Origin of the sequence: Rhodococcus sp. 05-2255-1e (assembly GCF_002259025.1) — a bacterium.
Lineage (GTDB): Bacteria > Actinomycetota > Actinomycetes > Mycobacteriales > Mycobacteriaceae > Rhodococcoides > Rhodococcoides fascians.
In genome coordinates, this window is sequence record NZ_NOZE01000046.1 from 121437 (window position 1) to 137858 (window position 16422).

General features: G+C 55.6%; 11 protein-coding genes. 7 read left to right on the forward strand and 4 right to left on the reverse strand.

Going from position 1 to position 16422, the window contains the following annotated elements; translation table 11 throughout:
• Positions 1 to 294: 294 nt before the first annotated feature.
• Positions 295 to 3399: a DEAD/DEAH box helicase gene (locus CH262_RS25780; RefSeq protein ID WP_094718792.1), complete on the forward strand. Its 3105-nt coding sequence runs from the start codon at positions 295 to 297 to the stop codon at positions 3397 to 3399.
• A 352-nt stretch (positions 3400 to 3751) separates the two neighbouring features.
• On the opposite strand, the gene CH262_RS25785 is transcribed toward CH262_RS25780, so the two are convergent.
• Both CH262_RS25785 and CH262_RS25790 read right to left on the reverse strand, forming a co-directional pair.
• Complete coding sequence (locus CH262_RS25785; protein ID WP_256988996.1) at positions 3752 to 4753, reverse strand: NaeI family type II restriction endonuclease; 1002 nt, start codon at positions 4751 to 4753, stop codon at positions 3752 to 3754.
• 228 nt (positions 4754 to 4981) lie between these two features.
• Positions 4982 to 6067 carry a DNA cytosine methyltransferase gene (locus CH262_RS25790; protein ID WP_094718795.1) on the reverse strand — a complete coding sequence of 362 codons (1086 nt, stop codon included), beginning with the start codon at positions 6065 to 6067 and terminating at the stop codon, positions 4982 to 4984.
• Positions 6068 to 6239: 172 nt separating this feature from the next.
• Between CH262_RS25790 and CH262_RS25795 the strand changes: the two genes are divergently transcribed.
• The 5 genes from CH262_RS25795 to CH262_RS25815 all read left to right on the forward strand — a co-directional run bounded on the left by CH262_RS25795 (position 6240) and on the right by CH262_RS25815 (position 12116).
• Positions 6240 to 8249 (forward strand): ATP-binding protein, encoded by a 2010-nt coding sequence (locus CH262_RS25795; protein ID WP_094718797.1) that lies wholly within the window; start codon positions 6240 to 6242, stop codon positions 8247 to 8249.
• Between the two features lie 195 nt (positions 8250 to 8444).
• Positions 8445 to 9068: a hypothetical protein gene (locus tag CH262_RS25800; protein WP_094718799.1), complete on the forward strand. Its 624-nt coding sequence runs from the start codon at positions 8445 to 8447 to the stop codon at positions 9066 to 9068.
• A 923-nt stretch (positions 9069 to 9991) separates the two neighbouring features.
• Positions 9992 to 10483 carry a hypothetical protein gene (locus CH262_RS25805; protein WP_143547175.1) on the forward strand — a complete coding sequence of 164 codons (492 nt, stop codon included), beginning with the start codon at positions 9992 to 9994 and terminating at the stop codon, positions 10481 to 10483.
• Entirely contained in the window at positions 10480 to 11142 is a 663-nt protein-coding gene (locus CH262_RS25810; protein WP_094718801.1) for a hypothetical protein, read from the forward strand. The genes CH262_RS25805 and CH262_RS25810 overlap by 4 nt, the downstream gene beginning before the upstream one ends.
• Complete coding sequence (locus tag CH262_RS25815) at positions 11076 to 12116, forward strand: hypothetical protein (RefSeq protein WP_143547176.1); 1041 nt, start codon at positions 11076 to 11078, stop codon at positions 12114 to 12116. Before CH262_RS25810 ends, CH262_RS25815 begins: the two co-directional genes overlap by 67 nt.
• A 582-nt stretch (positions 12117 to 12698) precedes the next feature.
• Here CH262_RS25815 and CH262_RS25825 read toward each other — a convergent pair.
• Entirely contained in the window at positions 12699 to 13934 is a 1236-nt protein-coding gene (locus tag CH262_RS25825) for a helix-turn-helix domain-containing protein (protein WP_094718806.1), read from the reverse strand.
• A gap of 1731 nt (positions 13935 to 15665) precedes the next feature.
• Here CH262_RS25825 and CH262_RS27895 point away from each other — a divergent pair.
• Complete coding sequence (locus CH262_RS27895; RefSeq protein ID WP_179275117.1) at positions 15666 to 15827, forward strand: hypothetical protein; 162 nt, start codon at positions 15666 to 15668, stop codon at positions 15825 to 15827.
• Between the two features lie 212 nt (positions 15828 to 16039).
• Here CH262_RS27895 and CH262_RS25850 read toward each other — a convergent pair whose 3' ends face one another.
• Positions 16040 to 16417, reverse strand: coding sequence for a DUF6941 family protein (locus CH262_RS25850; protein ID WP_032393076.1), 378 nt, complete (start codon positions 16415 to 16417; stop codon positions 16040 to 16042).
• Positions 16418 to 16422 lie beyond the last annotated feature (5 nt).

The window sequence follows — 16422 nt, forward strand, 5'->3', positions numbered from 1 at the left end:
CAGGAAAAGTTGCGATCACCAGGGGTAGGCCGAAGGGGTATCCCATGAGCGCTGCGTCAAGATCATTCCAGTCGAGAACCTCGAACGCGGCGGGCATAACAATCTCGGCGATCGGGGCAACCGCTCCTGGAGCGTGAGAATATTGAGCCGAACGTCCCGCCGGTGTAAACCTGGTCTCGCGGGTGCGGTGCCCGCCAGCGCTTGCAGATAGGCTGACTCGGTATCGTCGAGGAGCAAGGCAGCTGCAACACTTGCCGGGTCTAATATAGACGAGTAGGCAAGAAAGGTTGAAGCATGAAATTTCACGGACTCTTTATTGGGATTGACAGGTATAAAGATAGTCGAATCGGCTGGCTGCAAGGTGCTGTGCGTGACGCGCAGGCGGTTCACGCTCTATTCTCCGACACTCTTGATGGCCAGTCACATATGCTCCTCACCGATTCAGGCGCAACAGCTGACGCGATTCGGAACTCCTTATCTAAGCTTGCCGAGGATAGCAGTGACGATGATATAGTCGTGATCTTCTATGCGGGTCACGGTTCTGACAGGCATCAAGTAATTTGTCATGATACGGACGTGGGAAGCCTGGCGGGTACGACGATACCTCTTGAAGAGATCGGCACTTCGCTGTCTGAAATTCCAGGCAAAACTGTATTGTGTGCTCTAGATTGCTGCTTTTCTGGTGGCATAGGCAGTCGCGTTTTTTCATCAGGAATCAATTCTCGCGACTTCAAAATATCCGATCCTGTAGAGGTTCTCTCGCATTTTACAGGAACCGGTAGAATTGCATTCACTGCGTCAGCAAATGATGAAGAGGCGTTCGAATCAGCGAAGCATGGTCATGGTCTATTTACATACCGTCTGCTAGAAGCGTTACAGGGCGTTGAGGGTGTTGAAATCAACGGACGAGTTGACTTGATTAATCTGGTTCACTATGTGAGTGAACGAGTAACTGCGGATGCCAGTCAGATGGGTTATGTACAGACTCCTACTATGCGCGGGCAGTTTGACGGTACTCCACTTTGGCCGGTTTTTCGGCCGGGCGATGCATATAACGCCCTATTTCCCGATAGAATCCGAGAACCGGCTACGTCTGACCCGGCATCACTTGTTGCGTACGGTATAGCTCAGACTACTCTCGATGCTTGGGCGGGATCGGTTAAGTCTCTGAACGCTCTACAGTTGCAAGCAATCAACGAGTTCGGACTTCTCGACGACTGCAGTGTAGTTGTTACTGCACCTACATCATCGGGCAAGACAATGATCGGAGAGCTCGCTGCTCTAAAAGCTGCAGCCCGACGCGGTAGAACGATCTTTCTTCTTCCTATGAAGGCGCTCGTCAATGACAAATTCGAATACTTCGACGAGCTGTACGCTGCTAGTGGGATTAAGACTATCCGGGCTACCGGTGATTACAGCGACCAAGTATCCGAGTTTCTTCGCGGACAATTCGACTTTGCATTGCTGACTTACGAAAAAATGTCGCACCTGGCACTGAGCAATCCACATGTTCTTGGTATGGCTTCAGTCGTGGTTGTCGATGAAGCCCAAGCATTAACTGATAAGAGTCGCGGATCGAATCTTGAGTTTCTTTTGACGATGCTGAACAATCGTCGTGGCCAGACTGGGACCCCTCAGATAATTACATTATCTGCCGTAGTGGGAGATTTGCAAGGGCTTGACGTCTGGCTTGGCGGCAAGAATCTTCACACAGATAAGCGACCCGTGCCACTGCGTGAAGGCGTCTTGGATCAAACTGGCAGGTTACGTTATCTCGACGTAGACGGTCTTGAGCGTGTCGAACAGCACTTTGTTCATGTTTCCACCTACACGGGAAAGACTCGCGATATTTTGATCCCGCTCGTCCAAAAGCTAATTGGCGAAGGTAAGAAGGTTATTGTATTTCGTCAGACCAAAGGCGAAGCAGTTGCATGCTCACGTTATCTGTCTAGAGCTTTACAAATTAAATCGTTGCCCAAAATTTTGGAAGAGATTGCGGGGGGCGAAGTCTCCACTAGCAATACGGCCTTGCAAGAGGTGCTGAGTAAGGGTGTCGCATTCCATACTGCTGATTTAGATCGCATTGAGCGGGCTGCCCTCGAAACTGCATTTCGTGACCCGGGCTCGGGACTAGATCTAATAGTGGCGACACCGACATTAGCTATGGGTGTCAATACACCTGCTTCAGCGGTAATAATAGTTGGATTGACTCACCCGATTGACAATCCTTATACAGTTGCCGAATATAAGAATATGGTCGGGCGTGCGGGCCGTTTGGGATACACTGAACTAGGCGAATCTTACCTTATCCCGGAGGGAGTACTGGACGCCGGCAGCGCGTGGACGCACTACGTAAACGGAACACTGGAGCCTCTTGACTCGCAGCTCGTAGCTGACGGCGATCCACGCACTCTCATGCTCCGTGTACTTGCACTATCTGAACCGGACACCGTCGGTGCAATCCATGAGGATGACGTCATTTCCTTTCTGGACTCCAGCTTTGCCGCCCATCAGCATCGCGCGGGTGGCCAGGCTCAGTGGAGTCCGAGGGCACTGAAAGCGGCATTTTCACAGTTGGAGTCGGCACGTCTTATAAGGAACGAGGCGAATGGATATGTTTTGACTCCACTTGGCAGGTTTACCGGCGAGTCTGGGGTGCATGTGGATTCCATAACCCGGCTTTCATACTCGCTACGGTCTATCGATCCGAGTGCAATAAAGAGTACAACGTTAATCGCGGCAGCCCAGCTGACAAGTGAACTTGACGAGACATGGATTCCCGCGACCGTATATAAGAATGGTGGCGGCAAAGAATCGGCACTATGGTTTCAGGTGCTTGCGCAACAGCAAGTTCCTGCGAGTCTGATCAACGCAATCCGCACTACAGGCTTGGAAATTGCCGGTAGTGTTCGTCGAGCGAAGCGCGCATCCGCAGCAATTTATTGGATCAACGGCATCGAGATGCCGTTGATCGAACATCAACTCAACCAACACACATGGCAGCGACCGAGTATGGCCGGATCTGTACGAAGCGTATCTGATCGCACCCGCGATCTGTTGCCCGCCGTCAAGGAGGTTCTTGCAGAGCTATTTCCGGAGTTTGCAATTGAAACTGCAAAGTTGACCGATCGGACGATTGTCAGACTCGAACTGGGAATACCTGCAAGTTGCTTAGAACTGGGCATCGCGCTCCCATATCTCTCTAGAACCCAGCTAATATCTTTTGACAGGGCTGGATTGTCAACGCCTGGCGCTGTGGCGGACGCCTCGATTGCAGCTTTGGTGGAGCTTGTGGGATCTCGTGAAATGGCCGACCGTGTTGTGCGGTCTTGCTGTCTCCTGGAAGATCTCAAACATGAGCACGTGGATGATATTAAAATTGCGCCGCCAACTGAATGACCAACGGATGCCGTTCGTGATCTAGAGAATATATTGCGCGATTCTTAACAAAGCCGGAAAATGCGACAGGTGTTGACGTCAATATAAAATCGAGGTACATCCTAAAGAAATGGGAAAACACCGGGTGGGTGTACCGGTCATCCTTTAAAATGCTACTCGAAGAACAGATGATAGATACAGTCGTTTTAGCTTGTTCTACTGGTCAGACCTTGAATTCAAGACATAGGCCGCACCGGTACATGCTGACGACGAGCACCACGTCGTAAATACAAGAATGCGCGACACCGCAGTGATCCGTGGCGATGCGTGGGTTTTGCGAGCCCAACTGTATCTACGGGTCATTGTCGACGTGTCAGCCGTTTATCCGCAGCTCGTCCCACTTCTCAGGGAAGACGGGAGCGCTCGACGGCTCTTTTTCGCTATCGCTTTTCGTCCACCATTGGCCATCTAGGAAGAAACGGCGGCTGGGATCGGTATCGGTGACGGGCGCCACGCGGGTCGATATCCAAGACCCTTTCCTGGGTAAGTCAATGCCGAGTGCCTTCGCAATAGTCTGATGTGGCACGGCATGCCCGAGAACGATAATTCCTTCGTCTCGAAGACGAATGCGAGCATCTCGGGCTCGTTTTGGTGCATCGTCCTGCTGTCCGACTGTCAGCACTACCTGACGGTTAATCAGACGGTCTTGAACAGCTCGAAAAAGGTCGTTAACCCGCCCCTGTCCGCTGGAGTCGGTGCGCAAGATATTGCCTCTAGTTGCCTCAGGTAGCTGAAGGAGCAGGTTCGGAGGTAGGTCGGTTTGAATACCACCCCAGAGCCACGCAACTTGTCCAAGCGCAGCATCTGAGATCCGCCGCTTGTTATCACGGTTGTACGCGCGGGCTGCAGCGCCGGAACCTGACTTTTTCCAACGGAGAGCGTCATCAGTAATCCTAAGCACGCCTGCAGCCCATTCGTTGGTGTCATCGTTCATCCAGGTGAGCACTGCTGGATGATTCGCGTCGGCCGATTGTCCGCCGTGGTCGTGACATATATACATCTCCATCGGAATTTCCCAGCCGCCGATGTCGCGAGAAAACTTACAGTCGATCTCGGAGTCGGCGATCCGCCAATCGAGGTGATCGCCGTCAGCAATCTCGAATTCACGAGTCAAATTGATCTCGATCGCTGTACCAAGATAGGTCTTCTCAGTCTTCCTCAGATGTTGGTAGCACCAACGTCCCGTCCTCTGACCGTCGAGTATCTCATCGAGCGAGTCTCGAAGTGTCCATCGAAACCGCTCGCGCCCATCAGCGGCGTCCTCGAAGAATGCAATCAAGGGCTCTAAGGCGTCTTCTACAGCGGACTTTGTCACACTGGGTCGGAAGCGGACTCTAGACATCGGAACGGTTGGAGTCGGATGCAAACGAAAACTGTTCCTAGTACGCCGCATCGCTGCCGCTCGTGCATCAGCTGGATGTTCGCCGCGATTCGTACTCGCAGTCTCGAGGTCAAACAGGTAGCTATCGTCAGGCATCCGTCGATCATGCCGGCAGCCTCAGGCGCCTCGGATACCGGTTGTACGCATACCGATACGGTTCGTCTACAGGTATTGAGATATGTGCTGCGCAATGCTCCTAGCTAGTCCCACTGGAACGGCGTTACCGATCTGCTTGGCTATCTGGATTTTTGTACCGCACCACAGAAAATCCTCTGGGAAATCCTGAAGACGGGCCGCCTCGTAGTGGGTGATCGGGCGATTAACGCGGTGTTTGCCGGCTTTATCCCACTGGGGATGCAGGTACGAGCCCTTCTCTGGCTTGAAGAACTCTGTGCGGATTGTGTGCGAGGGAAGAGTCCACCGCATACGTCCCATTACGTCGGTCGTTCCTGTCGGCTTCTCGCGCCAGCATCGTGGTAGGAGGTGCGCTGGCACGTCGAATCGGCCACCGCCCGGTGGCACGTGGTCGTAACGTTCAAGCGACAGGGGTGTCGGGGTTCGGCCCAGATGTATGTCCAAACCCTTGAACGTGCCGGGCACAGTTTGACCGAAAAACTCGACGGTTGACTGTGGAAGATTTGTGGTGAACGGGGTTTCGGGCAACCTGCCAATCCGTTGCCGTGTTCCAATCCACTTTGCCACGTCTTTGCTGGTGGGGACACGCGCGTGAGTTGGCTCCGGCAGGTCGATGGACCCAATCCTTGACCCGATGACGATAGTTCGCTTCCGTCTCTGTGCCACCCCGAAGTCCGCAGCGTTGAGGTGACCGTACGACAGCTGATAGTTCTTCAACGATCCGCCGTCGACCTCCCTTAAGAGCAGCTGGAACTCTGGTGACCGCATGAACCGATCTACGTTTTCGATCACAAAGATCTTCGGGTTGGCTTTAGTTACCACTCGCAGGTACTCGCGCCAGAGTTGGTTGCGCGGATCGCCGATGTCCTTGGACCCCAGGTTCGAGAAGCCCTGGCATGGCGGCCCACCGATGACGACGTCCGCCTTCGGAATCTCACATGCCTTTACCGAGGCGATGTCGCGGTAAAGGATGTGATCCTCACCGAAGTTCGCCGCGTATGTCGCGGCGGCGTGCAGATCGAACTCGATGGCGAGTTTGGGCGCGAACCCTTCGGCGACGAAACCGCTGGTCATGCCGCCGCAACCGGCGAACAGGTCAATCACTGTGTGCACAGCTCGATAGTACGGGGCACCGGTGACAAATTTGCTTCCGGCACGCGTTCGCCTGCGCCGACCGCCGGCACGGGCGACGGTCCATGGTCCGCGCGGTCTGCTCGACCAGATTGCAGCAAGCTTCTTGCGGCAACCCACTGGGAAGGCCGATCTTCAGCGATATGCTGCGCCAATGACCCCCCCGCTTGTAACACGAGACTTCAAGATCAAGGTTCTAGGTAGAACCCTTGAACATCTGGGCGTCCAGATGTATAAGCGCCGAGATATTGCCCTTGCCGAACTCGTGGCAAATGCGTGGGATGCGGGTGCCGATCGAGTCGACATCACGATTCCGACTCCGGATGGCTACGATCAGACGACGTCGGAGATTGTTGTTATGGATAACGGATCCGGCATGACTGGAGACGAGATCCAGAATGCATACCTTGTGATTGGACGAAACCGACGTTCTGACGGTCAACGTGGACCCGCGGGCCGTCCAATAATGGGAAGAAAAGGCGTCGGTAAACTGGCTGGTTTTGGGATTGGCAAGGAAATGCTGGTCGAGACGTGGCGCGACGGAACGACGACAGCGTTCATGCTGAACAGTACAGAATTGAAAGCTGACGACGGAGACACGGCGGAACATAAGATCCCGGGGACAGTAACAACGTCACTGCCAGAGTCAGGTTCCTCAGGCTCCAAAATAGTGATGTCTGATCTAAAACACAAAACTCCGCCGGACATCCGAGCTTTACATGAGTCACTTTCACGCCGCTTTAGTAGGGCAGTGAAGGGCGCAATGTCGATACATGTCAATGGGACTGAGCTGCAAGAGCCGGTCCTAAATTTCTCTCAGCGCTGGCCTGCTGAAGATGAAGCTGACCTGCGAGCCACCTTAAATGACGGAAATGAAGTTGCATGGTGGGCCGGCTTCTCAGATACGGTTTTGCAGCCCCAGTTGCAGGGCTTTACCCTACTCGTAAACGGTAAGACTGCGCAGGCGCCGCCGTTCTTCTTCGGAGTGGAGAGTTCGGCGTCTGGCCAACACGGAACGAAGTATCTGACGGGCGTCATCGAGGCTGACTTCCTAGATTCGGGCGATGGCGATGAACCAGATCGGATTTCCACGGATCGGCAGGAGATCGATTGGGAAGACGAGGACACGAGCGCCCTCAGAACGTGGGGAGCCAACAAAACTCGAGAATTGCTGTTGGAAAGAGTCAAGTCTAGGGAAAATACGACTGAAGATCTCATCATGAAATCACCCGATATAGCCGACCGGGTTGGAAATCTCGATAGCGAGTCTCAGAAACGAGTGCGTCAGTTCATTAGGAAGTTGGGATGGTCCGAAACTGATCACGAAAAGTTGCATGAACTTGCCGACACAATCGTTCGTGCATTTGAGTACCGACATTTCCATGACTATATCGACGAACTCGAGCGCGTGGTCCATGACGAGCCATTGCATCTAACTGAGTTAGTGTCACATCTAAGTGGCTGGAAAGTCCTCGAAAGCCGCGCCATTCTTGAAGTGGTCCGTGGCCGCATCGAGATTTTGGACACGTTTCATAAGATGCTTGTAGAAGACAGTCCCGAGACAGCACCGAAGATCGGCGGTGACAACTTACACGACCTCGTCGCGTCATTTCCCTGGCTGATAAATCCAGAGTGGCAAACGTTTGCAGAAGAGAAGACTATCTCTAAGCAGTTGCGAGATTGGGGTGATGTAGACCTGGACCCATCCGACCGAACTCGATATGACTTCTTGGCGTTAAGCTCAGACTCCGAATATGTCGTCATCGAGATCAAGCGTGCTTCTCACGCCGCGACTCTCGAGGATCTTCAGCAGCTTGAGAGATATGTCGGTAAATTGGGCCAAGCCCGCGAATCCGTCTCAGGGCTATTTATCGCTGGCGGTGGATATAACATGTCAGAGAAAATGTTCGCCTCTTGGAACGCCGGCGACCTGATGGAAGCAACCGAGTGGTCGATTGTGCATGAGAGAACGAGAAAATACTACGATCATTATCATGCTGTGCTCGATGGAGATATAGAATCCGACAGCTTCGCTCGTAAGGAACGTGAAGTTTCCCGCACTCGAAACGTTCTAAAACGCGGAAGCTATCGGGGTCCTGCTGGACGCGCGGGGGGAATCGATGACCAAGACGTCAACTATTCGGGCGGATCGGCTAGTCGGTGAAGGTTTCTCGGAAGGCGGGCACAGGACGGCAGCGTCACCGCCGCGAAGCTCGATAGATCCTGTCATCGATGATATCTAGGGCCTGAGTGGATGTCCTCTGAGCCTCAGATGTGATCATAACGCGGCGGCCATAATTTCGGGTAACCACTGCGCACGATGATGCCTAAGAATTGAACTATCTTTCAGAACCAGTGTATGGAGGACGACATGGTGGACGGGCCAATTGATTACGATGAGTGGTTGCGCAAGTACAGTGAAATTTGGCAGTATTATCCCGCTGACGTCGACTGGCCCCGAGTTCTTTTATGGGATCTGAGACACCGGATGTCCGGTGAGCTACTCGGTCGTGCAATACACGATTTGTGGATCACAATCAACGACGGTTTGGTGCAGCTTCCGGGAGTGACGTTCCCGGATCCTGATAATGATCAAAAGCTCACACGCCTTAGGCCGGATGAATGGCGCGTGCTCTTCGCTGAGGCCGGTTATCTATCCGTCGAAAATGACGAGCTTGCTGATCGGGGCGTGTGTGAATTACCGAGAACTCTCTATCGGTATTCCGAGCGGATGAGCAGGCTTGGGTGGGCTTGGACGACCACCTACGAGGATGCTGTTCAGTATCGGGTTGATTACAAGCCCGAGATCCGGGATGGGTGCGTATGGAAGGTCGACAACGTCGACCCGTCACGCCTACTCGCGCACTATCACGACAGAGGTCGAACTATAGCGGGTTTGCCTGCTTATGAGGATGAGTACGTTTACGACCCGCATGACAGTGAAGTGCTGGTGGGTCCGGATAGTTGTGATATTGAAACTTGAGTGTACTTTCGTACTTAGTTTCTGTTGAGCCCGGTACGGAAGTTCAGGAGCAAGCACATCGTCGTGGCGAAACTTGCGCGGGCTAATAAGTGACTCGGAGTCGTCTGGGCGACGTATTTCGGTCTCGGAATTTTCTGATCGGCACCACCAAACTGATTCCGAGCAACGAGCCTCGCGAGACAATGCTCATGGGCGCGAGAAGCAAAGCTGGCGATGGAGTCGGCACTTGACGTCACTCCTCCCACCACAGCGGAAACTTGAGTGACCCCACCCTATGCGGACCCAGTTTTCTAGCCTTTCAGAGTGGTCCGTTTCCGAGTTCCTACCAGCCGCGGACGGGAACGTCGCCTTTGATCGCTTAGGCCGCAGCGGCCAAATATATCTGAGTGAGCTGCCACTGAGGTCGAGGGCAAATAATTAGACCGTCGCCGTCAACATGCAGTAAAAGTTCAACGGTTGTTTGGCGGCATTGGCACGGGCAAGGACGAGATATCCGGTCCTTCCGTTCCGGATACCGGTTCCTACTTGGGTGAAGGCGTCAGCGCGGGGCTGGGGTGGCCATCCAGCGGTGAAGCCTGAACCGAGGGGCAGGCTTGTCGCAGGGCGGGGAGCACCTACCGCAGAGTATGATCTTGAGCGCCACACCCTCCGAGGCTGCTCTCCTTCGCCACGGAGATAGAAGGCGATCTGTGTAACGTTACCTGCAGGAATACGGCTACTAGCAGAGCCTGCGAGTTCAATCACTGGTTTTTCGTCGTCAGCCACCCGTGTCCGAAACCGGGGCGGCCTCGGCCTTACGGCACCCAGACTACGGGCGAGCTGTGTCGTGGAGCGGGACGTGGCTATCTCAAGCTAGGTGGCACTTTGCCGGTGGTGCGTTGATCCAGGGTTCGCTAATGAGTTGGTTGAGGCAGTATTGGGGCATGGCCAACACGCAAATTCTCGCTCGCGTGTCTCCGCGCGAGTCGAGGCAGCTCATCTGGGCTGAGCCGGGGCCAGGCTTGTCATCGAACTCGTATGCCGACTACGAGGCGTCGGCCCCTGGGCTGCCGATCAGGATCGGCACCGAGAAGTTACTCCGAGCCACAGTCGACCTACGTTCGTACGGCTTCAGCGCAACTGCGCTGCAGTTGGTGAGCTCAAAGTTCTTGGCCTTGAGCGACCTGGAGCGTGATCGAGAAGTGCAGGAGGAGGCAATCCAGCTCCTTCGTAGCGCACCGGCGGACAAGGTGGTGTCCTTCTTCCGGGTCGAGGCGCGCGATGCACACGTGGTTGGGGTCGAGATGGCTATTGTTGGAGGCCAGGGCAGAATGACGCTGCGGCGCAACGGCTGGGTGACGGTCCACGATGATCAGAGCACATCGCTTGTCAAATCGAGCTTGCAGGAGACGTCGCGACGAGTTGGCATCGTGTGAAAGAGATCTACGGCGTGCTTCAGCTGGCGGCAGCTCTGGTGCTGTTTCGGTACGTTGACCCATACCTAGCAAAGCTCACTGACGGGTACGGCGACGTTGGGGAAATCGCGAAGAACCTCGTGAACATCTTGATAAGTGCCGCCGCTGTGTATTTCGTTACTGGCCGCATCTTCGCGCGACCACGAATCAGAATCGATTGGGTGCAGGATCGAGTGGAGACTTCAGGTCCAGAAGCGCAACTCGCGTATCCCGCTGCAAACCATGGACGGATTCAAGTCTTCGAGCTGAAGTTGAGATGCGAGGGCAACTCGCTGGTCGCGTGGGCCTTAAGGGCTCTCTGTGAGCGAAACGGCGCGCTCGCGTCTGTCCGCCTTGCGCCGTCGCAAAGGGCTTTCCTGGTCGACGAGATGACCGGCAACCAACACAACACTGCAAGCGTCGTTGCGTCGTCAGAGGTTCGGTTTCAAATGAATCGGCTTGAAACCGACGTCGACTCCAGTTGGATAGAAGTGAGTTTGGAGGCGCAACCCGGGTGCGCGTCGCTCGTCCAGGTAAAGTGCGAATACGATTTTACGATCTACGGTTTGTGGCCGTGGCTGTCACACCGGCTGATGCCGATATCATCGCCGGTGAAGAAGTTCGAGCTCAGGAGAGTGTGATGTCCAATCTTGCCGAGGGGCAATTGCACTGCAGCAGAATCAGGCTCAAATCCAAACGCAGCCTCGACCAACTCGCGATTGGTTTGAAAGGCCAGCTGTACCCATCCACCGTGCCCTCCAGAGGGTGGGGGAGCGTCCATGACGATGCTGACGATCTTCGTAAGACGTCCAAGCATCGACCGGCTGTGCATCCGCCGCTGGTCGCTGCTGGCCACTCGGGCTTACCGCGAATGCTCAAGGCCCGCTACTACTGGGACGCGGTCGACGTGAAGGCGAAGCGGGTGTTGGCAAACAAAGGTGCGACCGCAGACCCCCTCGATGTCCACACCTTCAACGCGGTGGATCTCGTCATTGCGAAATCTGGCACTCCCCACGTCTACGAAGGCGTTTTTACGTCACGCAACGAAACAGAGATTGCCCGATATGTGAACGATGGTCTACGTCAGTCTTTCGCCGCAATCGATTCCAGCTCGACCGTTGAGATGGACAGTAGCGACTTCATCGTCGAGAGCGACTTCTACATGTGGCTAGTGCATCGCTACGACGGGGACCCGAAACTCGACACCGACTTGAAGCTTGAGGTCGTCAGGTCGTTGTCCTCCGAGGATGGCTTGTCCCGTCCGCTCAGCCTCGCATCCGGGGCTCAGATGGATAGAGCTGAACTCGCGGCAGCGGTCTTACAGCGGTCGGGAAAACTCGGTCCTGCGCAGTTCGCCGTCTACAGTAGTTTGCTCGACTTAACGCTGGAGTTGGAGCTTCATCCGGACGGCAGCTTCCAGATAATTATCGGGAAGTGTTTCTATCGTGATCGACAGCCAAGGCATGTTATTGGGCCAAGGTTGGTCGACGACGCAGTGTACAAGATAATTCCTGCGGTAATTTCAGCGTACTCGACGGATCTGACTTGGCCGACACCTGGTTACGACGCGCTCATGGACAAGGCGAAAAAGGTTCTGATCGACCACGCGAAGTAATAGATTTCGAGGACCGTCCAACCATCTATGCGACTGGAATCAGGGTAGGAAAGCTAACTCCTGGAAATTGGCTTTATTAATTGAACGTGGCGTTCTATAATAGAGTAGTTTTGAGTAATAAACACACAACTGAGGCTAAGGGCGATCGAATGAATGCGGTAGATGTGGTAGCGCGCAGGCAGATCGGCAGAGCCGATAGCCTGGAGGCGGCGGCCACGTCTGACTACCAGCTTCCCGACCTGTCGACGACCCCTGTGCCTCTTGAGCTTGCCATTCAGGGCTGGGTTGCCCACGTCAAAGTTGAAACGACAATGTCGCTCCACCCGGCTCTCAGTTCGGCGATTGCTTCGAAGTTGGCTGGACGCCACCCCGTCGTTTGGATGGGTGATCGCAGCGTCGAAGTTCAGTTTGCCGTGGAGGACGATTCGAGTAATACAATGTCGCGCGTTGGACAATTCGCACTCAGAATGGTCGACATGCTTGGAGCATCGATCGAGGATGTGACAAGAGCGGAGCTATCTCGGCAGAAAGACCCCGAACGTGACCGACGGCAGAGGATTGGCGATAGGACGCTACGTCTGATTACCGACGCGACTGATGGCCAAGGAACCCTTTCCTAGTGGCGTCAGGGACTTTCCAGTCGTCGAGTAGCTCTTGTGCGATGGTCACTGCACGATCGGTGATCTGGTCATCCGGAGACGCAAGTCCTGGGTGAAAAACGTCATCACTTACATACTTGGTAGTCCAGCTTTTGCTCCGGAGCGCTGCGACTGTATCGATGCTCTTCTCCATCAAGCTGCATGCCTCGGCCGAAAGGTGCCATATATTCGCACCGTACTGGATGACTGTTGGTCTTGCTGATACGTGGACAAATAGGATTTGGCTACTGGCCCTCGACATGGCTTCCAGGGCAAAATCGTCGAAAATTCGAGGGTCTGCGAACGCCTGCACCATATGCGACGAACGAATTGGGTTGTCCAGGCATAGCTCCATAAGACGGTCACGTGCTGAGGATGCGATGACCGATTGATCGATTCCTATGTTGAGCTCGTGAGAAGCACATGCATCTGAGCGTGTGTTTATATATGCATAGCCAAGCGCTTCGGCTACAAGTGAACCGACGAGTTCGGCGTGTGCGTAAGGAACGCCGACAAACACCATCGTGCTGGGAAGTCCTTCGTGGGGTGAGCCAGCGACGGGGCGACTGCGCTCGTGCTCCGGTACGTCTAGGAGCAGGCTGTTGATCGATGTCCAGCCAAACGGAGTGTCGTGGGTTCGCCAAACGGCACCTACCGAAGCTAACGCACGTCCGACGGAGTCGGTAATTCGACGTTTCACTGCATCGAGGCTTTGATCGCTTGTCGGCGTTATCTTGATGACTGTGTTAGGTGCGACTCGGTACTTATTGCCTTTCAAGTTCTGTCGCACGTGCACTTCTAGTGTGGGGTCGCTCTGAAGGAGCAGGCCCACTACCTGTGCGGCGGTGGTGTGGCCAGATGTGTTTAACGAGCTTTGGCTCCAGTCCTGGATCTCGCGAAAGAGCCGTTGCTGTCTGGCGACTGCATCGAGCATCGCGCTGGAGGGGTCGTAAGACGGGGGTAGGTATCCGGCGAGGCTGTAGAGACGCCACTCGGCAATGCCGGTGAGGCGCGCGATGTCAGAGAGCTTCTCTACGGCCGGGCGCGTTGTGCCGTTCATCCAGGACGCAAACGTCGCCGGGCTTACGCGCAGTTCTACTGCCGCTGCATGGTTAGTCAAGTTGCGCCTTTTCAGCGCCGACCGGACTTCTTCGGTCCAGTGGGTCATGTCCGCGTCCATTGATACTCCTTCTCGATGGCGTTGACACTACGCCGACAGCACGTCGTCGTCGGTAGTAGGCTGACGGGTTCTGTCAGCAATCTGCCACTAAGAGTCTTCAGATGATTGACAACATTGAACCCCGGCATTACCGTCAAAAGCGTCAGATGCCGCACATCCTCCAACCCCCGGTAGCTCGCGAGGACCTGGAATCCAGCTTGTGGGCGAAGCTGGGCGGAACGAGTCGCCAGTCGTAGCAATGCACGGATTGAGGCGAGTATGGAAATGATCTACCTCGTCGTGGTCTTGCAGCTGCAGTGGGAAGGAATCGCCCCGCTGCCAGCTCAAGAGCGCGAGACCAAGCAGGTTGACCTGGAGAGCCTTCGTAGCGTTCATCAAGGCGACGTTTCGGCCCGCTGGTCGGGGCCCGGGTACGACTGTGGTGACGACAACTAGATAGGAAGGCGTAGAACGGCGGGCCCGAGTGACCTCGGGCCCGCCGTTCTGTTGGTGCACCGCGCAAGTGCGTGCCCAACTGTTACAGGCCTCATCGTCCGCCGTGTCAACCTCGGGCTGGCAGTCGACGCCTTGCCTGAACCGCAGCCGACGAGCCCTGATCGACACGTTTCATCCATGACTCGACGTCGTGCCATGCCTCGCGTACCAAGCCCACAGGCGTCGGGCTCAGCGTCGGGATGGCATCGATCTCGCGTTGACGGCGCTCGCGTTCGGCATCATGCGGCGATTGCATCGGAGCCGGCGGTGATTCGAGCGACGGTGTCGTCGACGCTGAGCGCCGGGTCGATGATGTTCCTGGACCATGGCGTACTTTCCATTCAGGTTGATTGCGGTGCGCTCAATGAATGTTTCCGGCTTGGGCGATGTAGGCCGGGGCTAGACGGCCACGTTGTGCAGGGCGGCCTCAAGTGTCTGCAAGCGCCCAGCGGGAGGCTCCGGGCGACTGGCCGTCGTGTTGATTGTGACGCGCCAGGTCAATTCGCCGGCGTCGTCGCGGCCGGGCCACTGCGATGAAGCGATAATCACTAAAAGTGTCCTGGTCTCGGTCGAATCCGGCCGCTCCAATCCTATGATGACCACGCTAAACGCCCTACTAAACGTGCGCCTGTCGGTTCCACAAGCCGACTGCAGAGACTGGGCAACATCCGCACACATGACGTTGACTCCTTGACCTCTCGGCGTCCAAACACGAGTGCATGGTGCCCGGTTGATGTGGTGTCAGGGAAAGGGGGTGTCGACCTGACCTGCGGTATCGATCTGCTGACGAAGGATTTCACCTTGACCCGCACCACCCCGAGACACGCCCAGCAGTAGTCGGGCTGTGTCCAGACACGTCGTCGCATGTGTGTTGACTCTCTACATAGGGAACCGATGCGAGATCGGGCGCGTCCAAACGCTATGTGGACGAAGAACGACTAGCTATCGCCCAGGCCGGCTACTCGCCGGATGACCTGGTCGTCGTTGCGGCCTTGCTTAGGGTTCGTTCCGAGCTGGCCGAGATGGGGAGGTGCTACGGCCGATTCGCTCACGCGACAGACCGACCGAGAGGCTGTTTCGCAACCGACGTGCTGCGCCACTACCATCTGCTGGAGGACGGATGCTAGAGCCCTGTTTGTGCAGCCAGACGAGTTGCGGATTCTGGCCACGGTGGTCGACAGCGCACAGACCGAGGCCTCGACAGACGCAACCGACCAACACCTGGTAGGAACTCGGCCCCTAGTTACAGGCGCCTTGGTGGCCGGTGAACTGTCAAAGATTGACGTCAGTTTGCTCATCGCCCTGTCGGAGGCAGTTGATCAACTCGTGGCTTTCGGCGAGTCCGTCGCCCAATGCGCGACCGACTACGAGCAGGCCGACGCGGCGAGTGCCCGCACGATTCAAGCCGTAACCGAGTGACGAATCTGAGAAGCACGATCGAGTCATGTGATCCTGCGACTGCCGCTGCCCAGGCGAAGGCACGCGGAAATGTTGGACCGGATGGTGATCGGGGCCACACCGGCTCTGGGCAGCACCGCCACGATGGGATACAGCGCGAACGTGGGCACTGAGGAATGTACTTTGAGATACAGCTGAAACTCTTTGTGCCGCAACTAGTGCCGCGCCTGACTTTAACGGAAGGCGATGCGAAGCCCGACGCTCGCGGTGGCACCACCGGCGCTGAGGATGAAGTTGTGTCGTCCTTCGTCCCGGAACACCATCTGCATCGGCAGGAACCAGAATCGATTCTCGCCGGTGAAGCCGGCACCGGGGATCTGCAGACCCCGCTGATTCACGATGTGTTCGCCCGTCGCATCGAGCACCTCGAGTGTCGCGGGAAAGTCCTTGCCGATGTCGTCGGGTCCCGTCTGTAGCAGCGCGACCAGACGGCATTCGAGCATGCGGGTATCGCGAGGGACGGTGCAGGTGTCCCAGACACCGCCGAGAATGTCGAGCATGTCTTCGCTGACTCGCGCGTACTCCGCGAAGAACAGCCCGGTGATGATCATCGGCT

Coding starts and splice junctions, on each gene's coding strand:
- CH262_RS25805 (WP_143547175.1), top strand. CDS start 9,992: ATGGCCAACACGCAAATTCTCGCTCGCGTGTCTCCGCGCGAGTCGAGG.
- CH262_RS25800 (WP_094718799.1), top strand. CDS start 8,445: ATGGAGGACGACATGGTGGACGGGCCAATTGATTACGATGAGTGGTTG.
- CH262_RS25795 (WP_094718797.1), top strand. CDS start 6,240: ATGACCCCCCCGCTTGTAACACGAGACTTCAAGATCAAGGTTCTAGGT.
- CH262_RS25825 (WP_094718806.1), bottom strand. CDS start 13,934: ATGGACGCGGACATGACCCACTGGACCGAAGAAGTCCGGTCGGCGCTG.
- CH262_RS25780 (WP_094718792.1), top strand. CDS start 295: ATGAAATTTCACGGACTCTTTATTGGGATTGACAGGTATAAAGATAGT.
- CH262_RS25850 (WP_032393076.1), bottom strand. CDS start 16,417: ATGATCATCACCGGGCTGTTCTTCGCGGAGTACGCGCGAGTCAGCGAA.